The following is a 14,463-nucleotide window of genomic DNA, read 5'->3' on the forward strand; positions in this document are numbered from 1 at the left end:
CGCTTGTATTCAGTCGGCGCGCGCATCGCTGCGCTCGCCACGGCGCGACAGCACCACCAGGTGGCGCTGCGCGTCCAGTTCGGGCACCGCGAGCTGCGGCACCGCTTCGACCTGCCAGGCCGACATCAGTCCGGCCTGCTCCATCCGCTCCAGTTCGGCGTGCGGATAGACCCCTTTCATTGCGATCATGCGTCCGCCCGGCGCCAGCAGGTGGCCGGCGAGCGTGACGAAATCGGTCAGCTCGGCGAAGGCCCGCGACGTGATCACGGCAAAACCGTCGGCGTCGGCCAGCTTCTCCACCGGTCCCCAATGCGCCGCCGCATTGCCGAGCCTCAGCTGGGCGCGGCACTGGGTCAGGAAGGCGGTCTTCTTCTGCACGATGTCCACCATCAGCACCGACACGTCGGGACAGGCGATGACCAGCGGCAGACCCGGCATGCCGCCGCCCGAGCCGACGTCCAGCACCCTGCCCCGCGCGCCAGGCGCGACCTCGGGCCGACGCGCCGCCTCGGCCAGCGCCGGCACGGCGGCCAGCGAGTCCAGCAGATGATGCGTCAGCATCTCATCCGGATGGCGGATCGCGGTCAGGTTATAAGTGGCGTTCCATTTGCGCAGCAGGGCCAGATAGGCGAGCAGCGTCTCGATACGGGCGTCGTCGAGCGGCAGGCCGATGGCGGCCAGGCCAGCTTCGAGGCGGCGGCGCTGCGCGGCCTCGTCGACCGCGCCGTGGCGCCGCGCCTGGGATGCGTGCGAACCGCCCACTCAGGCCGCCTCACGGCCCGAGCCGGCCGACTTGCCGCGGCCCATGCCCTTCTTCTTCAGGTGTACCAGCAGCAGCGAGATCGCCGCCGGTGTGACGCCTGAGATGCGTGAAGCCTGGCCAAGCGTCTGCGGACGATGCTGGTTCAGCTTCTGGCTGACCTCGAAGCCGAGGCCGCGCACTTCGGTGTAGTCGAAGTCGTCCGGTAGCCGGGTCGACTCGTTGGCTTCCAGCTTGTCGACCTCGGCCGCCTGGCGGGCGATATAGCCGTGGTACTTGATGCCGATCTCGATCTGCTCGCGGATCTGTTCGGCCTGCAGCGGGTCCTCGGCCAGCGGCTCGGACGGCGCATGGCGGCCGGCCTGCAGCGCCATCAGCGCGTCGTAGCCGACGCCCGGGCGCCGCAGCAGGTCCGCCAGGCTGTATTCGCGCTCGATCGCCTTGCCCAGCAGCGGCACGGCATCCTCCGCCGGCAGGCTGGCCGGATTGACCCAGGTGCTCTTCAGGCGCTCTGTTTCACGTGAAACAGCGTCGCGCTTGCGATTGAAGGCGTCCCAGCGGACGTCGTCGACGACGCCAAGCTCGCGGCCGATCTCGGTCAGCCGCATGTCGGCGTTGTCCTCCCGCAGGCTCAGGCGGAATTCGGCGCGGCTGGTGAACATCCGGTACGGCTCGGTCACGCCGCGCGTGATCAGGTCGTCGACCAGCACGCCAAGGTAAGCCTGGTCGCGGCGCGGCGCCCAGGCCTCGCGCTCCTGCGCGTAGCGGCCGGCGTTGATGCCCGCCAGCAGCCCTTGGGCCGCGGCCTCTTCGTAACCCGTGGTGCCATTGATCTGGCCGGCGAAGAACAGCCCGCCGATTGCCTTGCTCTCCAGCGAGGCCTTCAGCGCACGCGGGTCGAAGTAGTCGTACTCGATCGCATAGCCGGGACGCAGGATATGGGCGTTCTCGAGGCCACGGATCGAATGCACCAGCTCCAGCTGCACGTCGAACGGCAGGCTGGTCGAGATGCCATTGGGATAGAACTCGTTCGTCGTCAGCCCTTCCGGTTCCAGGAAGATCTGGTGGCTTTCCTTGCTGGCAAAGCGATGGATCTTGTCCTCGATGCTCGGGCAGTAACGCGGGCCTACCCCTTCGATCACGCCGGTGTACATCGGCGAGCGGTCCAGCCCACCCCGGATGATCTCGTGGGTACGGGCGTTGGTGTGGGTGATCCAGCACGGCAGCTGCTGCGGATGCTGCTCCGGACGGCCCAGGAAGGAGAACACCGGGACCGGATCCAGGTCGCCGGGCTGCTCTTCCATCACCGAGAAGTCGATGGTGCGGCCGTCGATACGCGGCGGCGTGCCCGTCTTCAGGCGCCCCTGCGGCAGCTTCAGCTCCTTGAGGCGGGCCGACAGCGTGACCGCGGCTGGATCGCCGGCACGGCCGCCGGTGTAGTTGTCCAGGCCGACGTGGATCTTGCCATCCAGAAAGGTGCCGGCGGTCAACACCACCGCGCGGGCGCGGAAGCGGACGCCGACCTGGGTCACGGCGCCAACCACGCGGTCCCCCTCGACCATCAGGTCGTCGACGGCCTGCTGGAACAGCATCAGATTGGGTTGATTCTCCAGCCGGGTGCGGATCGCCTTGCGATACAGCACGCGGTCGGCTTGGGCGCGGGTGGCGCGCACAGCCGGGCCCTTGCTGGAGTTCAGGATACGAAACTGGATGCCGGCCTCGTCGGTTGCGGCCGCCATGGCACCGCCAAGCGCGTCGACTTCCTTGACCAGATGCCCCTTGCCAATGCCGCCGATCGACGGATTGCAGCTCATCTGCCCCAGCGTCTCGATGCTATGGGTCAGCAGCAGCGTCTGGCAGCCCATGCGGGCCGCGGCCAAGGCCGCTTCGGTGCCGGCATGGCCACCGCCGACGACAATGACATCGAATTCTTTCGGGTAAAGCATGGGGGGCACCTCCTCCGGGAGGCTGGAGAGGGAAAAACGGGATGCGGAATTATACCGGCATTCACCAGGGCATTCCGGACACACTCCCGTTCCACGTGAAACATTGTGCTTCCGCCGTGACCGTGTTTCACGTGGAACAACGCCCGCGTCACACGGCTACCGCCCTGTTTCACGTGAAACCTCGAGCCATCACCGCTGCCAGAGGCGATGTTCCACGTGAAACAAAAAAGGCCGGGCCATCGGCCCAGCCTTCTCCACTGCCTCACTACGCTGCGGCTCCCCTACCCGGCCAGTTGGGGCGCCGAAGAATCACCGCTGCTGCCGCAAGTACTCCGCCACCCGCTCCAGCAGCCGTCCCATATCCCGCTGCACCGTACCGAAATTGGCATTGCGCTCCCGAGTCCGCTCGTCCATGTAGAGGGGACGGCGGATCTCGATCTGCAGGCTGTGGCGGCGCTCCGCCGGCCGGCCGATCTGGGCGATCAACTGCACCCCCTTGTACGGGTCGTTGCGCGCGACGGTATAGCCCATGTCGCGCAATCCCAATTCGATCAGTCCGACGAACTCCGGATCGCAGGTCGTGCCGTCGCGGTCGCCCAGCACAAAGTCCGCCAGCGGGTGCGGGCTGACCTTCTTCAGCCGCTCGTAGGCATTGTTCGGCATCGAGTGCAGGTTCAGATGCCATACGGCGCCGAAGCGGCGATAGGTCGCGTCTACCGCTTCCGCCAGCGCCGCATGGTACGGGCGGTAGTAATGCTCGATGCGGTTGCGCACCTCGGCCACGCCGAGCTTGCGGGCGTAGATCGGCGTATTCGCGTCGATGTTGCGCCACACCAAGCCGAAGCCCAGCTGCGTCTTCTCGCCCGGGGCCAGCGGCTCGGGCCAAGGCCCGTCCAGCAGCGCCGGGTCGAGGTCGTCCGGCATCCGGTTCGGATCGATATAGACGCGCGGGAAGTTCGCCGCGATCAGCGTGCCGCCGACCGCAGGCACCGCCTCCCACAGCGCCTCGACGTGGGTGTCCTCGCCTTCGCGCAGCCTCGCCATCGGCACGGCCGCGCCGAAGTCGTCGGGATAGCGCGTGCCGCTGTGGGGCGAATCGCAGACCAGCGGCAGCGCTTCGCCCTCGGGCAGGCGGCGGACGATGGGTTCGAACGCCGCCGCCATCAGTTCAGCTCGATCTTGGCGGTCTTGGCCACGCGCGCGTAGCGGGCCATCGCCTGCTCGATCTGCGCCTTGAACTGCTCGGGCGTGGTCGGCACCAGCGTCCCGCCGGATTCCTCGACCTTGCGCTTGAAGTCCGGGTTCTGCATCGCCTTGTGGATCGCGGCGTTCAGCTTGGCCACCACCGGTGCGGGCGTGCCCGCCGGCGCCACGATGCCGAACCAGCCGCCCTCGCCCATGTCCTTGAAGCCGAGCTCGGCATAGGTCGGTACGTCCGGCAGTTGCGACGAACGGCCGGCACCCAGCACGGCGAGTGCGCGCAGGCGGCCACCCTTGACGTGCGGCAGCGTCGACGACAGGTTGTCGGTGATCGCGTTGACCTGTCCGGCGACCGCGTCGTTCAGCGCCAGGCCGGCGCCCTTGTACGGGACATGCAGCAGATCGATACCGGACAGCATCATGAAGTTCTCGATATTCACGTGCCCAAGCGAGCCGGCGCCCGGCGACGCGAAGCTGTACTTGCCGGGGTTGGCCTTGGCCAGCGCGATGAACTCCTTCATGGTCTTGGCCGGCACGCTCGGATGGACCGCAAACACGCTGGGGATCGCCACCACATTGGTGACCGGCACGAAGTCCTTGATCGGGTCGTAGCTCAGCTTCGGATAGACCGCCGGGTTCGAGCCGTGCGTGCTGACCGTGGCCATGCCGATCGTGTAGCCGTCCGGCGCCGAGCGGGCGACTTCGCCCATGCCGAGCGAGCCGCCTGCCCCGCCCTTGTTCTCGACCACGATCGACTGGCCCAGCTCGCGGCCAGCGTACTCGGCGACCAGGCGCGCCGACAGATCGGTGGAGCCGCCGGCGGCGAACGGAACGATCAGGCGGATCGGACGGCTGGGATAGTTGGCCGGCGCGGCGCTGGCCGCGGCGGGCAGCAGCACGGCGGCGGCGACTGCGGAAGTGACGGCGGTAGTCACGGCGGACAGCACAAAGCGACGACGCGTGGTCACGGCTCGGTTCATGGCGATGTTCTCCTTGGAATTGCCTTGTCTTTTACGTGGCGGACGATGCCGATTCGGGGCCAAAGATGCCCACGACGCGTCAAGTGTCGGCCAGTTTACCGAGCGTGCACAAACGACTATATTGCACGCTTCCATTACCTCAGTTCATCCTCGCCGCGCCCATCCGCCGATGAGCGCAGAAGCCCCGCATGCGCCTGCGATCGCCGTCGATGTCCGAGCTGCACGCCTTCGCCACCGCGGCGCGGCTGGGCAGCTTCACGCGCGCCGCGCAGGAGCTATGTGTGACCCAAGGCGCGATCAGCCGGGCGATCGCCAGGCTGGAGGCGCACTTCGGCCAGCCACTGATCCAGCGCAACGCGCATCGGCTGGTGCTGACCGCCGCGGGCCGCGGCTTCCTCGAGGCGGTGGCCCAGCCGCTGGCCGCGATCGAATCGGCCAGCGCCGCGCTGCTCGCCGGCGACCGGCAACACCATCTGACGCTGTCCGCCCTGCCCACGCTGGCCAGCGTCTGGCTGGTGCCGCGCCTGCCGGACTTCCATCGGCGCCATCCCGATATCCGCCTCGACTTCGTGCCATACCGGCGCGACGAGGATTTCTCGGGGCCCGCACCCGATGCGGCGCTGCTGGCGGGCACCGCCAACAGCTGGCCCAATCTGCAGGTGGACTACGTAATCGGCAGCGAGATGGTGCCGGTCTGCCATCCGGAGCGTGCACGGCTGCGGCGGGAGGCTGGTCAATGGCGGACGCCGGCGGATCTGCTGCGGGAGTCCCTGCTCTTTCACACCGGCGCGCCCGCCAACTGGCAGCACTGGTTCGTTGCGGCGGGCGTACCCAACGCTGCGCCCACGCTGGCCACGGGGTTCGACCAGGTGTCGATTCTGGTGCAGGCGGTCAAGGCCGATATCGGCATCGCGGTGCTGCAGCGCTGCCTGGTACGCGACGAGATCGCGGCCGGCCGCGTGGTGGCGCCCTTCGATCTGCCGATCCGTCTGACGCGGGGCTACTTCCTGTGCGCGCCGCGGGAGCGGCGCGACCATCCGGCGCTGAACCGTTTCCGGCAGTGGCTGCTGGAAACGGCGGCGCAGGACCCGGATGTGGTCCGCGTCAGGGGTAATGATTCACCGGATAGATGACAAAGAGTTATCCAACGCAAGAAACATTAATCATGCTAATTGACGTTGCCAACCATAAGAGCGACAAATGATAACGGCGCACCGAAGCGCGCCGTTATTCTTTCGTAGCATGGAAGGGTCAGACAAGGCTGTCCGGCCACGCTTTCAAGCCAGTCTTCAAGCGGCCTTCTTCGCCAGCCCCAGATAGGTCTCGATGACGCGCGGATCGGCGGCCAGCTCGTCGGCCGGTCCGGCCATCGCAATCTCTCCGGTCTCGATCACATAGCCGTAGTCGGCCACCTGCAGCGCCGCGCGCGCGTTCTGCTCGATCAGCAGCGTCGCCACGCCCGTGCCGCGCAGGTCGTTGATGATGTGGAAGATCTCCTTGACGATCAGCGGCGCGAGACCAAGGCTGGGCTCGTCCAGCATCAGCAGTTCGGGCTTGGCCATCAGCGCGCGGCCGACCGCCAGCATCTGGCGCTCGCCGCCGGACAGCGTGCCGGCATCCTGGCGCGCGCGCTCGCGCAGCCGGGGGAACAGCTCGTAGACCACGTCCATCTGGTCGAGGAAGTTCTTCTCGCCCGCGCGCTTGCGGCGGAAGGCGCCGAGCCGCAGGTTGTCCTCGACGCTCATCGAGCCGAACAGCTCGCGCTTTTCCGGCACCAGGCACATGCCGCGCGCGACCCGGCCCTCGACCGGAATGCCGGCCATGTCGTGGCCCAGGTAGGACACCATGCCGCTGGCCGAGCCGGTCGGCGGCAGCGCCCCCATGATCGCGTTCAGCATGGTGGACTTGCCCGCGCCATTGGGGCCGATCACCGTGACGATCTTGCCGGCCTCGACCGACAGGCTGGCCCCGTGCACCGCCTCGACCTTGCCGTAGCGGACATGCAGGTCCTTCACTTCGAGAATCACGCTCACCGCTCGCTCCCTTATTCCACGCCGCCCAGATAGGCCTCGAGCACCGCGGGGTTCTTCTGCACTTCCTCGGGCACGCCCTCGGCGATGCGCGTGCCGAACTCCATCACCACCAGCCGGTCGGTCAGGTTCATCACGAAGTCCATGTCGTGCTCGACCAGCAGCACGCTCATGCCCTCGCCCTTGAGCTTGCGCAGCAGCTCGGCCAGCGCCTGCTTCTCCTTGTAGCGCAGGCCCGCAGCCGGCTCGTCGAGCAGCAGCAGCGCGGGATCGCAGCACAGCGCGCGGGCGATCTCGAGAATGCGCTGCTGGCCCAGCGCCAGGCTGCCGGCCTCCATGTACATGCAGTCGGCAAGGCCCACGCGCTCGAGCTGGCGCTTCGCCTCGAACAGCAGCTTGGCCTCCTCGCCGCGGTTCATGCGCAGGATCGCCGCCGACACGCCGCCCTGCGGCCGGTAGTCGCCGCGCAGATGCGCGCCGATCGCGACGTTCTCCAGCACCGTCATCGTCGGCAGCAGATGCACGTGCTGGAAGGTCCGGCCGATACCGCGCTTGACGATCTCGCGCGACGGCAGATTGGTGATGGCCTCGCCGCGATAGCGCACTTCGCCGCGCGTCAGCGGCAGCACGCCGGTGACGAGATTGAAGGTGGTCGACTTGCCGGCGCCATTGGGCCCGATCAGTCCGACGATCTCGCCGGCGCGGACCTGGAAGCTGACGTCGTTGACCGCCACCAGTCCGCCGAACTCCTTGCGCGCCGCGCGCACGTCGAGGATCAGTTCGCCGGCCTGCGGCTTTTGCCGTACGGGCAGCGCGGCGGCCTGTTCGGGCGCGCGCACCGGCGGCCCGCTCGGCCATGCCTTGCGCAGGAAGGGCCAGAGCCCGTCGCGCGCATACTGCAGCAGCAGCACCAGCAGCACGCCGAACACGATGATCTCGAAGTTGCCGTTGGCGCCCAGCAGCTTCGGCAGCACGCCCTGCAGCATGTCCTTCAGGATGGTCAGGATGCCCGCGCCCAGCACCGCGCCCCACACGTGGCCGACACCGCCGACCACCGCCATGAACAGGTACTCGATGCCATAGTTCAGGCCGAACGGCGTCGGGTTCACCGCGCGCTGCAGATGCGCGTACAGAAAGCCCGAGATACAGGCCAGCACCGCGGCGACGACGAACACCACCACCTTCATCCACGCGGTATTGACGCCCATCGCCTCGGCCATCACGCCGCCGCCCTTCAGCGCGCGGATCGCGCGGCCGGGACGCGAATCGAGCAGGTTCTGCATCGCCACCACCGCGAGCAGCACCACCACCCAGATCAGATAGAACATCGAGCGGCCCGACTGCAGCTCGAAGCCCAGCAGCGACAGCACCGGGATGCCGTTCAGGCCATCGTACTTGCCGAGGAATTCGAGATTGCCGAACAGGAAGAACAGCGACAGCCCCCAGGCGATCGTCGCCAGCGGCAGGTAATGCCCCGACATCCGCATCGTGATCAGGCCGATCACATAGGCCGAGGCCATCGTGATCACCAGCCCGACCAGCAGGCCGAACCAGGGCGACAGCCCGTACTGCGTGGTCAGGTAGGCGGTGCTGTAGGCGCCCAGGCCCACGAAGGCCGCCTGCCCGAACGAGGTCATGCCGCCGACGCCGGTCAGCAGCACCAGGCCGATCGCGACGATGCTGTACAGGCCGATGTAGTTGCCCAGCGTGATCCAGAACTCAGGCGTGGGGAGCACCGGCAGCAGGGCCAGGATCGCCGCGAACGCGATCAGCAGAAGCCGGTTGCGCAGGTTGGCGCTGCCGGAGGCCGGGGCCGGGGTCGTCGCCGGCGCCGTCGCCGGGAGCGTCGGCGTTGCGGCCGCCGCCGTGTCGGACGCCTGCTGCGTCCCGGTTGTGCGTGTGGCTTGCCGTTGCATCATTCCTCGTCTTCCACATGTTTGCTGGTCAGCGAGCGCCACAGCAGCACCGGAATGATCAGCGTGAACACGATGACCTCCTTGAACGCACTGGCCCAGAAGGACGAATAGGATTCGAGCAGCCCCACCAGCAGCGCGCCGGCGGCCGCCACCGGATAGCTGACCAGCCCGCCGACGATGGCGCCGACGAAGCCCTTCAGGCCGATCAGGAAGCCCGACTCGTAGTAGACCGTGGTCAGCGGCGCGATCAGGATGCCGCACAGCGCGCCCATCGCGGCGGCCAGCGTGAACGACAGCCGGCCCGCCTGCGTGGTGCCGATGCCGACCAGGCGCGCGCCCAGCCGGTTGACCGCGGTGGCGCGCAGCGCCTTGCCGGTCAGCGTGCGGTCGAAATAGAAGTACAGGCCGGCGATCAAGAGCCCGGACACGCCGATCACCCACAGGCTCTGGCCGGACACCGACAGCGCACCAACATCGAAGCGCGCATCGGAGAAGGCGGTGGTGCGCGAGCCCTCGGCGCCGAACATCACCAGTCCCAGCCCGACCAGCGCGAAGTGCACGCCGACCGAGACGATCAGCAGCACCAGCGTGCTGGCCTCGGCCAGCGGCTGGTAGGCGATGCGATACAGCATCGGGCCCATCGGCACCACGATCAGCAGCGTCAGCGCGATCTGCGCCAGCATCGGCAGCGGCTGGGCGCCATAGGCCTGCGTCAGCCAGTGCACCGCGAACGGAAAGACCAGGTACTTGCCGGCCAGCACCGCCAGCCGGCGGCCGGCGCTGCGGCGCAGTTCTGCGCTGCGCGGCACGGTGGCGCCCTCGTAGACGAAGGTCAGCACCCCCATCGCCACCAGCAGCCACGAGGTCTGCGGCGCATGGCCCGCCTGCATCACGGCCAGCGTCAGCGCGCCGTAGGCGACGAACTCCCCTTGCGGGATGAAGATGACGCGGGTCACCGAAAACACCAGCACCAGGGCCAGCGCCAACAGCGCGTAGATCGCGCCGGAGGTGATGCCGTCCTGTGCCAGGATGGCCGCAATCGAGAGGTCCATGATCTCCTCGGGGGTTGCCGCGATGCAGCGAATTACGAAATAGTAAAGGTCTTACGCTTCGAGGAAATCCGCGCGAACCCTAGCGCCCGGTTCCGCTTGACCGGTTTTGCCTCACCGGTTTTGCCTCACCGGTTTTGCCTCACCGGTTTTGCCTCACCGGTTCTGCCTCACCGGTTCCCCTTCCCCGGGGCCGCAAAACAAAAAAGGCGCATGGTGCGTCCATGCGCCCTGCCGCGCGGCGAAGCTGCCAGGCGTTCCTACTTCTGCAGCTTCCACTTGCCGTCGACGATCTGCACCATCACGCGCGAGCGCTGGTCCAGGCCCAGATGGTCGGTCGGGCTCATCGTCATGATGCCGTGCGAGACCGGCAGCTCCTTGGTCTGCTCCAGCGCATCGCGCAGCGCCTTGCGGAATTCCGGCGTGCCCGGCTGCGCCTTCTTCAGCGCGACCGGAATCGCGCGCTCGAGCAGCAGGCCGGCGTCCCAGGCATGGCCGCCGAAGGTCGACACCTGGCCGCCGAAGGCCTTCTCGTAGGCGGTCTTGTAGGTCATCGCCGGCTTCTTGACCGGATTGCTGTCGGGCAGCTGCTCGGCGACCAGCAGCGGACCGGCCGGCAGCAGCGCGCCTTCGCAGTCCTTGCCGCAGACGCGCAGGAAGTCGGGGTTGGCGACGCCGTGGGTCTGGTAGATCTTGCCCTTGTAGCCGCGCTCCTTCAGCGCCTTGGCGGGCAGCGCCGACGGCGTGCCGGAACCGGCGATCAGCACCGCGTCCGGATTGCTGGCCATGATCTTCAGCACCTGGCCGGTGACCGAGGTATCGGTGCGGGCGAAGCGCTCGTTGGCGACGACCTTGATCTTGCGGATGTCCGCCACCTTGGCGAACTCCTGCGACCAGCTCTCGCCGTAGGCATCCGCGAAGCCGATGAAGGCCACCGTCTTCACGTTGTTGTTGCTCATGTGCTCGGAGATCGCCGTCGCCATGTGCGAGTCGTTCTGCGGCGTCTTGAAGACCCAGGCGCGCTTGGCGTCCATCGGTTCGATGATGCGCGCCGACGCCGCCATCGTGATCATCGGCGTGCCGCTCTCGGCGACCACGTCGACCATCGCCAGCGAATTCGGCGTCACGGTCGAGCCGACCACGGCGTCGACCTTGTCCTCGCTGATCAGCTTGCGGGTGTTCTTGACGGCGGTGGTGCTGTCCGAGGCGTCGTCGAGCACGATGTATTCGACCTTCTTGCCGGCGATTTCCTTGGGCAGCAGCGTGAAGGTGTTCTTTTCCGGGATGCCCAGCGAAGCCGCCGGACCGGTCGCCGATACCGTGACCCCGATCTTGATCTGGGCCTGGGCAGCGCCGGCGCACAGACAGGCGGCGGCGAAGGCCAGCATGCTGGCGCGCTTGAAATTCATCGTGTCTCCTTCTTCTCTCAAACCGGTCGGCATCGAGCCGGCTTGGGGCCGGTCCGCGCCTGGCTTGTTGTTCCGACGGATCCGCGGTGCTTGATCGCCGCGCTTCGCCGTCGTGCCCGATCCCGTCCGCGCGTGCCCTCTTTTTTCGAAGGGTCGCGGCCGATCTTCCAGCGCAATCCGTACTGAAGACAGGCTTGCGAGGAGGCGGCCGGCGCCGGATTTGATTCGCCGACCGAGCGGTCGGGAATTCGCACCGAGTCTAACACAGCGCCCCTTGCCGCCAAGGCAGGATTAACCCGCATCGCCAGCATCGGCGCGTCTTTCGGCGGAGCGACCGGTGCGCGGGGACGTCAGCGAGGACCCGCGTGGGGACGTGCCCCAGGACCACGCGGCGACCTGCCTCGGGACGTCCGCGAGGAGCGCGCGGAGACCTGCGCGAAACGTACCCGGCGGCTACGCGAAGGCCGTGCGCGCCCTCAGCCGACGAAGGCGTCCCAGGCGGTCTTCAGGATCAGCGCGCTGACCACCAGCAGGAAGACCTTGCGCACGAAACGGCTGCCGTGCTTCAGCGCAAGCCGGCTGCCGAGCTGGCTGCCGATGACGTTGCCCACCGCCATCACCAGGCCGAGCTCCCACCAGACGTGCCCCTTGAAGCCGAGCAGCATCAGCGCCGCGACATTGGTGGCGAGGTTGACCAGCTTGGTCGAGGCCGCGGCGTGCAGGAAGTCGTAGCCGAACAGCCGCACGAACATGATCATCAGGAAGCTGCCCGTGCCGGGTCCGAAGATGCCGTCGTAGAAGCCGATCGCCGCGCCGCCCATCAGCGCGACCCAACGCTCGCGCGCGCCCGACAGCGTCGGCGCGTGCTCGGCACCGAGGTCCTTCCTGGCCAGCGTATAGATCAGCAGGATCGCCAGCACGAAGGGCAGCAGCTTGCGCAGCGGTTCGGCCGGCACCAGCGTCAGCGTGTAGGCGCCGGCCATCGAGCAGAGGAAGGCAGCCGCCACCGCCGGCCCGGTGGCACCCCAGTAGATCCGCACGCTGCGCGCGTAGCGCACCGCGGCGTTGAAGGTGCCGGCCATCGAGGCGACCTTGGTGGTGCCGATCAGCGTCGCCGGCGCGTGGCTCGGGTAGGCGCTGAAGATGGCGGGAATCTGCACCAGGCCGCCGCCGCCGGCGACCGCATCGATCAGGCCGGCCAGGAAGGCGGCGGCAAACAGGAAGGCGAACTCCATTGGAACATCCGGGAAAGCGTCAGCGAGTCAGGGGTAAAGAAACGAAAGCAGGAAGCGAAAGCGGGCGACGGCGTGGGGCGGACGCAGGCCGGGCAGGCGACGGCGTGTGACGGACTATCCGGGGCCGTCGCCAAACACAGGAACGGGCAAGGACTCCGCGGTCGGATCAGGACAGCTGCTTGACCGCCGGCGCCAGGTCGCGATGCCACAGGCCGCACGGCAGCCGGCTCAGGCCGTGATCCGACTTCCCGGGCTCGCCAGACTCCCCGGCAGCGGGCAGGCCCGGGGCCCACAGCAGATGGCGCACGCCATGCGCGCGGCACCAGTCGGCGAGCCAGTCGCGGCAAGAAGCGAGGATTGCACCACTTTCGTGCGTGCCGGGCAAGCACCAGGCTTCGGTGGCCATCGCCGCCAAACCGCCCAGATCGAGGCGCGGCACCAGCTGGACCGGCAGGCAGCCGACCAGCGCGGCGCCCTCCCACGCCAGCAGGCACAGGCCCAGCTCGGGCCGTTGCAGCAGCCGCTCGAGCATCGCGGCGCGGCCGCGCTGCAGCAGCACCGGCGCCGGCGCGCACGCCTGCAACCAGTCCGCCAGCATCGGCTGGTCGGCCGGAAAAGCCTGTCGAATCAGATAGTTGGGAGTTGGCGCAGAGGCGCCGGGGGCACCGGAGGAACCGGAAAGAATGGGATCGGACGGAGACGGCATGGCGGTCGCGGGCAAGGCGCGCATTGTCTCACGGAGGAACCGGACAAATAAGCCACAAATTAAAAAGGGCGTTGCCGAGGATCACCCGTCAACGCCCTTTCCTTATTTAACGCTGCTTCCTCACGGAATGCTCATCGTGGGTGCGCGCCTGTCGTCTCCTCGCTTCCGCCTCCATTTAACCTGCGAAAACCGTGGCTCCAATGTAACGAAGCGGTGCGTATCCAACAAGCTAGAAAAAACCCTAGCCCTAAAAACGGGCATGTACCGCGGCGGCCACTCCCCGCCGCGGCCTCCGGAGGTGCGCTAATGCCGGCTCCGGCTGAACAGCGCCTGCAGCTCGCCCATGATGCCACGGCGGAACAGCAGCACGCAGATCACGAAGATCACGCCGGTCACCATCGTCACCGACTCGCCCAGCGAGTTGAACCACTCGACGCCGGTGGCCGAGGCCAGGAAGCTGCCGATATCGCCCAGCTTGTTCTCCAGCGCGACGATCACGAAGGCGCCGACGATCGGACCGGACAAGGTACCCAGGCCGCCGACCAGCGTCATCAGGATCACCGTGCCCGACATCGACCAGTGCACGTCGGTCAGCGTCTCGAAGCCCAGCACCAGCGCCTTGATCGCGCCGGCCAGCCCCGACAGCGCGGCCGACAGCACGAAGGCCATCAGCTTGAAGCGGTCGGTGTCGTAGCCCAGCGAGATCGCGCGCGGCTCGTTCTCCTTGATCGCCTTCAGGATCTGCCCGAACGGCGAATGCACCGTGCGCACGATCAGCGCGAAGGCCAGCACGATGATCGCCAGCGCGACGTAGTACAGCGTCAGGTCGTCCGACAGCGACAGCACGCCGAACAGCTTGCCGCGCGGAATGCCCTGCAGCCCGTCCTCGCCGCCGGTGAACGGCGCCTGCAGGCAGAAGAAGAACAGCATCTGCGCCAGCGCCAGCGTGATCATCGAGAAGTAGATGCCTTGCCGCCGGATCGCCAGCGCGCCGACCACGTAGCCGATCGCCGCCCCTGCCAGCGTGCCGAGCACCAGCCCGACCTCCGGCGTCACGCCCCACACCTTCATCGCATGCCCGGCCACATAACCGGCGCCGCCGAAGAAGGCCGCGTGGCCGAACGACAGCAGGCCGGTGTAGCCGATCAGCAGGTTGAACGCGCAGGCAAACAGCGCGAAGCACAGCACCTTCAGCACGAACACCGGATAGGCGCCGGCCATCGGCGCGGCAA

Annotated in this window: 12 protein-coding genes; 1 reads left to right on the forward strand and 11 read right to left on the reverse strand. The window is 67.7% G+C overall.

Annotated elements, in window-relative coordinates:
- Window positions 1-9: 9 nt before the first annotated feature.
- The 4 genes from rsmG to K7G19_RS14210 all read right to left on the reverse strand — a co-directional run bounded on the left by rsmG (window position 10) and on the right by K7G19_RS14210 (window position 4,886).
- The gene (gene rsmG, locus K7G19_RS14195; RefSeq protein WP_226107811.1) at window positions 10-762 is read right to left on the reverse strand and encodes a 16S rRNA (guanine(527)-N(7))-methyltransferase RsmG; all 753 of its coding nucleotides are present in this window, start codon (window positions 760-762) and stop codon (window positions 10-12) included.
- Window positions 763-2,706: a tRNA uridine-5-carboxymethylaminomethyl(34) synthesis enzyme MnmG gene (gene mnmG / locus K7G19_RS14200; protein WP_226107812.1), complete on the reverse strand. Its 1,944-nt coding sequence runs from the start codon at window positions 2,704-2,706 to the stop codon at window positions 763-765. It lies immediately after the preceding gene.
- A gap of 309 nt (window positions 2,707-3,015) precedes the next feature.
- The gene (locus K7G19_RS14205) at window positions 3,016-3,870 is read right to left on the reverse strand and encodes an N-formylglutamate amidohydrolase (protein ID WP_226107813.1); all 855 of its coding nucleotides are present in this window, start codon (window positions 3,868-3,870) and stop codon (window positions 3,016-3,018) included.
- Window positions 3,870-4,886: a tripartite tricarboxylate transporter substrate binding protein BugE gene (locus K7G19_RS14210; protein WP_149317471.1), complete on the reverse strand. Its 1,017-nt coding sequence runs from the start codon at window positions 4,884-4,886 to the stop codon at window positions 3,870-3,872. The genes K7G19_RS14205 and K7G19_RS14210 overlap by 1 nt, the downstream gene beginning before the upstream one ends.
- A gap of 188 nt (window positions 4,887-5,074) precedes the next feature.
- On the opposite strand from K7G19_RS14210, the gene K7G19_RS14215 reads away from it, so the two are divergent.
- Entirely contained in the window at window positions 5,075-6,019 is a 945-nt protein-coding gene (locus tag K7G19_RS14215) for a LysR substrate-binding domain-containing protein (RefSeq protein ID WP_226107814.1), read from the forward strand.
- Window positions 6,020-6,175: 156 nt separating this feature from the next.
- Here the strand turns inward: K7G19_RS14215 and K7G19_RS14220 are convergent, their stop codons facing one another.
- From K7G19_RS14220 to K7G19_RS14250, 7 genes are all read right to left on the reverse strand, one after another.
- Window positions 6,176-6,919, reverse strand: a complete 744-nt coding sequence (locus K7G19_RS14220; RefSeq protein ID WP_226107815.1) for an ABC transporter ATP-binding protein — start codon at window positions 6,917-6,919, stop codon at window positions 6,176-6,178.
- Between the two features lie 11 nt (window positions 6,920-6,930).
- Entirely contained in the window at window positions 6,931-8,832 is a 1,902-nt protein-coding gene (locus K7G19_RS14225; RefSeq protein WP_223819597.1) for an ATP-binding cassette domain-containing protein, read from the reverse strand.
- Window positions 8,832-9,884, reverse strand: coding sequence for a branched-chain amino acid ABC transporter permease (locus K7G19_RS14230; protein WP_226107816.1), 1,053 nt, complete (start codon window positions 9,882-9,884; stop codon window positions 8,832-8,834). Before K7G19_RS14230 ends, K7G19_RS14225 begins: the two co-directional genes overlap by 1 nt.
- Window positions 9,885-10,141: 257 nt before the next feature.
- Complete coding sequence (locus tag K7G19_RS14235) at window positions 10,142-11,290, reverse strand: ABC transporter substrate-binding protein (RefSeq protein WP_149317468.1); 1,149 nt, start codon at window positions 11,288-11,290, stop codon at window positions 10,142-10,144.
- Between the two features lie 476 nt (window positions 11,291-11,766).
- Window positions 11,767-12,525 carry a TSUP family transporter gene (locus K7G19_RS14240; protein ID WP_149317467.1) on the reverse strand — a complete coding sequence of 253 codons (759 nt, stop codon included), beginning with the start codon at window positions 12,523-12,525 and terminating at the stop codon, window positions 11,767-11,769.
- 166 nt (window positions 12,526-12,691) lie between these two features.
- Window positions 12,692-13,231, reverse strand: coding sequence for a hypothetical protein (locus K7G19_RS14245; protein WP_223819578.1), 540 nt, complete (start codon window positions 13,229-13,231; stop codon window positions 12,692-12,694).
- Window positions 13,232-13,534: 303 nt separating this feature from the next.
- Window positions 13,535-14,452: a branched-chain amino acid ABC transporter permease gene (locus K7G19_RS14250; protein WP_223819598.1), complete on the reverse strand. Its 918-nt coding sequence runs from the start codon at window positions 14,450-14,452 to the stop codon at window positions 13,535-13,537.
- Window positions 14,453-14,463: the final 11 nt, after the last annotated feature.

This window comes from Cupriavidus sp. DB3 (assembly GCF_020418465.1).
GTDB lineage: Bacteria > Pseudomonadota > Gammaproteobacteria > Burkholderiales > Burkholderiaceae > Cupriavidus > Cupriavidus cauae.

Coding starts and splice junctions, on each gene's coding strand:
- K7G19_RS14240 (WP_149317467.1), bottom strand. CDS start 12,525: ATGGAGTTCGCCTTCCTGTTTGCCGCCGCCTTCCTGGCCGGCCTGATC.
- K7G19_RS14210 (WP_149317471.1), bottom strand. CDS start 4,886: ATGAACCGAGCCGTGACCACGCGTCGTCGCTTTGTGCTGTCCGCCGTG.
- K7G19_RS14215 (WP_226107814.1), top strand. CDS start 5,075: ATGCGCCTGCGATCGCCGTCGATGTCCGAGCTGCACGCCTTCGCCACC.
- K7G19_RS14230 (WP_226107816.1), bottom strand. CDS start 9,884: ATGGACCTCTCGATTGCGGCCATCCTGGCACAGGACGGCATCACCTCC.
- K7G19_RS14235 (WP_149317468.1), bottom strand. CDS start 11,290: ATGAATTTCAAGCGCGCCAGCATGCTGGCCTTCGCCGCCGCCTGTCTG.
- mnmG (WP_226107812.1), bottom strand. CDS start 2,706: ATGCTTTACCCGAAAGAATTCGATGTCATTGTCGTCGGCGGTGGCCAT.
- K7G19_RS14205 (WP_226107813.1), bottom strand. CDS start 3,870: ATGGCGGCGGCGTTCGAACCCATCGTCCGCCGCCTGCCCGAGGGCGAA.
- K7G19_RS14245 (WP_223819578.1), bottom strand. CDS start 13,231: ATGCCGTCTCCGTCCGATCCCATTCTTTCCGGTTCCTCCGGTGCCCCC.
- K7G19_RS14250 (WP_223819598.1), bottom strand. CDS start 14,452: ATGGCCGGCGCCTATCCGGTGTTCGTGCTGAAGGTGCTGTGCTTCGCG.
- K7G19_RS14225 (WP_223819597.1), bottom strand. CDS start 8,832: ATGCAACGGCAAGCCACACGCACAACCGGGACGCAGCAGGCGTCCGAC.